This is a genomic window from Streptomyces sp. NPDC051133, assembly GCF_040682635.1.
GTDB lineage: Bacteria > Actinomycetota > Actinomycetes > Streptomycetales > Streptomycetaceae > Streptomyces.
Window position 1 is genome coordinate 1 of sequence record NZ_JBFBBK010000139.1, and the last position, 4275, is coordinate 4275.

4 protein-coding genes and 1 pseudogene are annotated in these 4275 nt (G+C 60.2%); 1 reads left to right on the forward strand and 4 read right to left on the reverse strand.

Annotated elements, in window-relative coordinates; all coding sequences use genetic code 11:
• Positions 1–58 precede the first annotated feature (58 nt).
• On the reverse strand, positions 59–565 hold the full coding sequence (locus tag AB0N17_RS45360; RefSeq protein ID WP_366017545.1) for a helix-turn-helix domain-containing protein: 507 nt from the start codon (positions 563–565) through the stop codon (positions 59–61).
• Positions 562–1038, reverse strand: coding sequence for an ATP-binding protein (locus AB0N17_RS45365; RefSeq protein WP_366017546.1), 477 nt, complete (start codon positions 1036–1038; stop codon positions 562–564). Before AB0N17_RS45365 ends, AB0N17_RS45360 begins: the two co-directional genes overlap by 4 nt.
• 1232 nt (positions 1039–2270) lie before the next feature.
• Between AB0N17_RS45365 and AB0N17_RS45370 the strand changes: the two genes are divergently transcribed.
• Positions 2271–3449: a helix-turn-helix domain-containing protein gene (locus AB0N17_RS45370; RefSeq protein ID WP_366017547.1), complete on the forward strand. Its 1179-nt coding sequence runs from the start codon at positions 2271–2273 to the stop codon at positions 3447–3449.
• An 84-nt stretch (positions 3450–3533) separates the two neighbouring features.
• Here the strand turns inward: AB0N17_RS45370 and AB0N17_RS45375 are convergent, their stop codons facing one another.
• Positions 3534–3968, reverse strand: a complete 435-nt coding sequence (locus tag AB0N17_RS45375; RefSeq protein ID WP_366017548.1) for a thioesterase family protein — start codon at positions 3966–3968, stop codon at positions 3534–3536.
• Between the two features lie 62 nt (positions 3969–4030).
• Positions 4031–4275, reverse strand: a pseudogene (locus AB0N17_RS45380) (hypothetical protein); the annotation flags it as partial.

Genomic DNA, 4275 nt, shown 5'->3' on the forward strand with positions numbered 1-4275 from the left:
TCGAATGCCTCTCCCGCTCCTTCACGCAGTGTGAAGCGGACGCACAGCGCGATGTGACTCATCCTGCCTCCTCCTTCGCACCACCAGTCTCACCATCTTTGTCTTCCCAGCCGGAGATGAGTGCGCGGCTTGCGGATCCAAGCGACGGTGATGCGCTTGAACGTTCCCGTTCCTTGCTGTGGAAGGCGTCGGGCGAGGTCTCGCTCACCAAGGTCACTACTGTGTGGCCGCGCAAGACACACAAGTGGGCCGTCTCACGAACCTTCAAGACGAGGCGGCGCACGAAAGGGCCTGCTGTCTGCACAAGGCGGCTTTCTCCGGTAGCGGCGGCCAGCGCGTAAATCCGCCATCCGCAGCTATACACCCGTGTTTCGGGGTCTCTGTCGACCAGGCCGGCCTCTCTCATGCTGGCCAGGGCACGGGACACCTGGCTCTTGTGGCGGCCTGTCACCTCGGCGATGCGTGTCACGCCCAGTCCGCCTCCACGCATGGCCTCCGGAGTGCAAAGGGCCTCCAGCAGTTGCAGGTCACGCTGCAGCCCCACATCTGTGCGCGATACGCTCATGCCGCTTGCCCCGTGCTCACGTCGCAGGGAAGGCAAGCCCATACGACATGGCCGCCCCGATGGGTGATGTCTCCCCACGCTCTCGCCAGGTGGTCGACCAGGTAGAGGCCTCGGCCTGTACAAGGCAGTGAGTCCTGCCCGTCCGGTACGGCTGGCTTCACTGGCGCATTCCTGGGGCCGGAGTCACGGACCAGGACATATACACAGCAGTGGTCGGCTTCTGCCTCGACAAGCCGCAGGGAGAGGGTCATGCCCGCAGGGCTGGCGGCATGGATGACGGCGTTGGTGACCAATTCGGATGTGACGAGCAGAGCATCATCGGTCAGCTCATCGTGGTCCCACCGGTGGAGGAACTCCCGAACCAGTTGCCGTGCTCGGCACGACGCTGCTTGTGAGCAGCCTAGCTGCCAGGACAGTGCGTGCGGTCCGTCGCGCCCCCCGTATGGCAGTACGGGAATTTCTTGAATGCTCATGGCGCACCCCTTTGGTACTCGCGATCTCCAGGGGAAGGTAAATCACCGCATCGGCTGTGCGGCGAGTGACCCGACCATCACGAATGCATGGGCAGGATGGCCGAGTCGCAAAAAGTCATGTCCGCATTGCTCATGCCCACTGGCCGTGGCACTAATGGCGGTAGAGGACACCGTGGAGAAATTCATGCATTTTACGCGACACATGACTCCTCGCCTATGGGTAGACGTGAACCCGCTAGCGAGTTACTTATACAGGCAGGCGTACGGTGGACGACAGTGCATTTCATCTTGCTCGACAGGGAAACCGTGAAGTCGTTCACGGAGAACCTCATCGACTAGTATTGCCACCCCTAGGGGGAATGCGCATCGTGCCATATGTGCAAATTGTTCCGTATCGCCATTGCCTAGGTGGGTAAGTGCCCACTGTGAGCTGGCTCAGCGGTCAGCTTGTGGTGCAGGAACGGATGGTTGGGCTTCCGTCGGAAGGTGGACCTGGAACGTGGCGGGCCCCTACGAGTTCGCTGACAGTGTCGGGCTCCACCATCAAGTCAGGTGACGCGTTCTTCGACCGCGGGTACAACGGTCCGTCCTGGACGTGGTGTAGGGGGTCGACTGGGCCGGGGGTTTTCCCTCGTGGTCCCGTGTGTGGGGGCGGGAATCAAGGTGTACGCACTGATCGCGGTCTGCGTCACCGACCGAAAGGCACCCGGAGATCCTTGGCCTGGCGCCCAACTGGTTGCCTCGGACGCCCACGCCGGTCCTGGTCGAACCGACCGGCGCGGTGCGACCGATCAGACCCGCAAATGGACTGACAGCCGCCGCTGCACATGCCGCGGCCCGCCGGCAAGCCGTACAGAGGAGTCACCGAGAGTTCATGGAACGGTTGCAAACTCATGGGTGACGCCTAGCTCTTGGACAGGCGGCCCACTATAGTGGTCGACAGATCACCAGCTAAATTCGGTAAATATTGAGAGGAAGTCTTCCCGTCGCGCCTGGAATTGCACGATTGGCAATTCGGAGAATTCAGGACGCTCGCGAGCAACCGGACGGCGGCAGTTAGCGTGGAACCTCCAGGCGTCATGTGATGACCCTAATACCACCAGGCAGGGCCGGAGGGCACGGCTACAGCCGGGATCTTTGCATATGCCCTGTGTGTAAAAGAGGCGAGCGATATGACCGAAGATGCTCTTCTCTCGCGCGTGAAGGCTCGGCGGGACAGTATAGTCGCAGCGATGCATGAAGCGATTGTTCCACGATTTTCGAGTTATGAAAATCTTGAGAAGGCTCGCGGCGCTGACTTGCTGGATGAACTCCATCAGGCGACAGCCCTAGTCGTCGACTGGGGATTGAAAGGTGAGCCGATACCAGAGCCACAGATAGAGCTCTGGCGAACAATGGGGCGCGAACGCGGAACCTTTATGATACCACTTTCCGATGTCCGGGCCGCTGTTACCACGGCGCACACCGCAGGTCTGCGTGAAGTGTATTCTATAACCGATGGGGATATGAACGGTAGGATGCTTGAGTTTGCTGGTTGCGTAGCTCAAGAACATCCACGACTTCTAGCAGCCGAGGAACTCGCATGCGCAGCGACACTTCGAGAAAACGGAGAAACTAAACAGGCGCGCTCCATGCTGGTGAATCGACTGATCGAGGGGGAACCTGCGGCTTTCGCAGCAGATGCAGCTGGAGTGACACTGCCCAAGGGGTACCTGGTGGTCGTCTGCCGGCAAAAGAATCCCGGGCGGCAACCATCTGCAACCACCGGTAGCTTGATCGAACGTACCTTGGAAGCACTGCCGGGGGCCCTGTGGCAGGGCAACCTCATCTCGACGCGGCTGCTGCTTCTGCTACCCACCGAGGAAGACGCCACAACGGCACGCGCAGCCTCCACCAACTTGATTCCAGCCCTGTCGGAAATCGTTGGTCAAAGCTTGCACACTGCCGAGGCATACGCCTCCACATTGGACTCGGTACCGCAAGCTGCGCAAGAGGTTCTTCAGGCGATCACTCTGGTGGCGGCGATGCCCGACGCCCAAAACCGTCCCTACCGGATCGAGGAACTTTTGGTCGAGCTGGCCATATCCCGGCAGCCCACCGTCCAGCACCGACTAGCCGACCTCCTCATCCCACTACAGCAGGGCACCGACCTAGTGCAGACGCTGGATGCGTTGTTCGCCTGCCATCTAGACCGGGAGGAGACAGCCCGAGCCCTCTACATCCACCGCCGGACCCTGAGCTATCGGATCCGCCGCATCCAGGACCTAACCGGCATCAACCCGACCACTGCTCACGGCATCCAACTCCTACGCACCGCCCTCATTGCCACCCGACTTCACCCAGCTCCAGGAAAAGCCCAAGTGGAATCCCCTCCGGGGGATGGAACAGAGAAGTCAGCCGCGGCGAGTTAACTCTCTCTGTCGCGTCATTCATAAAGGCTCTCGCAGCCTTGAAACAATCGATAAGGCTCGTGAGCTGCATATTCAAGGCTGTGATCACAAGACTTCGCAGTCAGCCGACCGAATCGCTTCCAAAGCTGCCTGAACTCCAGTCGGCGGTGCGCTGATCTTTCGGGTGTTAACACCGATCCACGCACCGCGTGAAAGCACAACAGCCGCTTCATTCCCGTCCTCACGGGACACCGTGTGCTGGAAGCGCCACCGCGCACAATCCATGCTCAGCCCAACGACTTGGGAAGATACGCTGACCACCTCAGCCAGGAAGATCTCACGCAGGTAGCATACTTCCTCACCAAGGAGAACAGCAGCGAACCCCGACCTCTGCAGTGCCAGAACATTAAGCCCCGCCTCTTTCAGGAAATCGAGGCGGGCAGTGTTTGCGTACTCCAAATATCTCGTGCTGCGCAGGTGGCCATTGAGGTCCACATCGTCCCAGCGTACCTCGAAAGACTTTCTGAAAATCTTAGGCATGTTAAGACACTAGCCTCCGGTCCGAGTAAATGGGAGCACGACCTGCCCTGCCGCCACGACCTTCAGAAAAAGAGGCTTATCCAGCTGTCTTGGTTGCGACCGCGTTGGCGGCGTAACCGCGTCGCCGACAGGATGAGGGTGTATTGCGGTGGTGGTCGGCGGCCAGCAGTTACCAGCGTGATGGTCTGTCGGCCCATCGCCTCTTCCACCAGCGGCAGTTGTCGCATGTGCGGCAGCTGGAAGATCTCGTGCAGCCGTTCGGTCTCCGCGTCGATGCCGCTCTGGCGGCCGGCCTTCTTCAGCAACG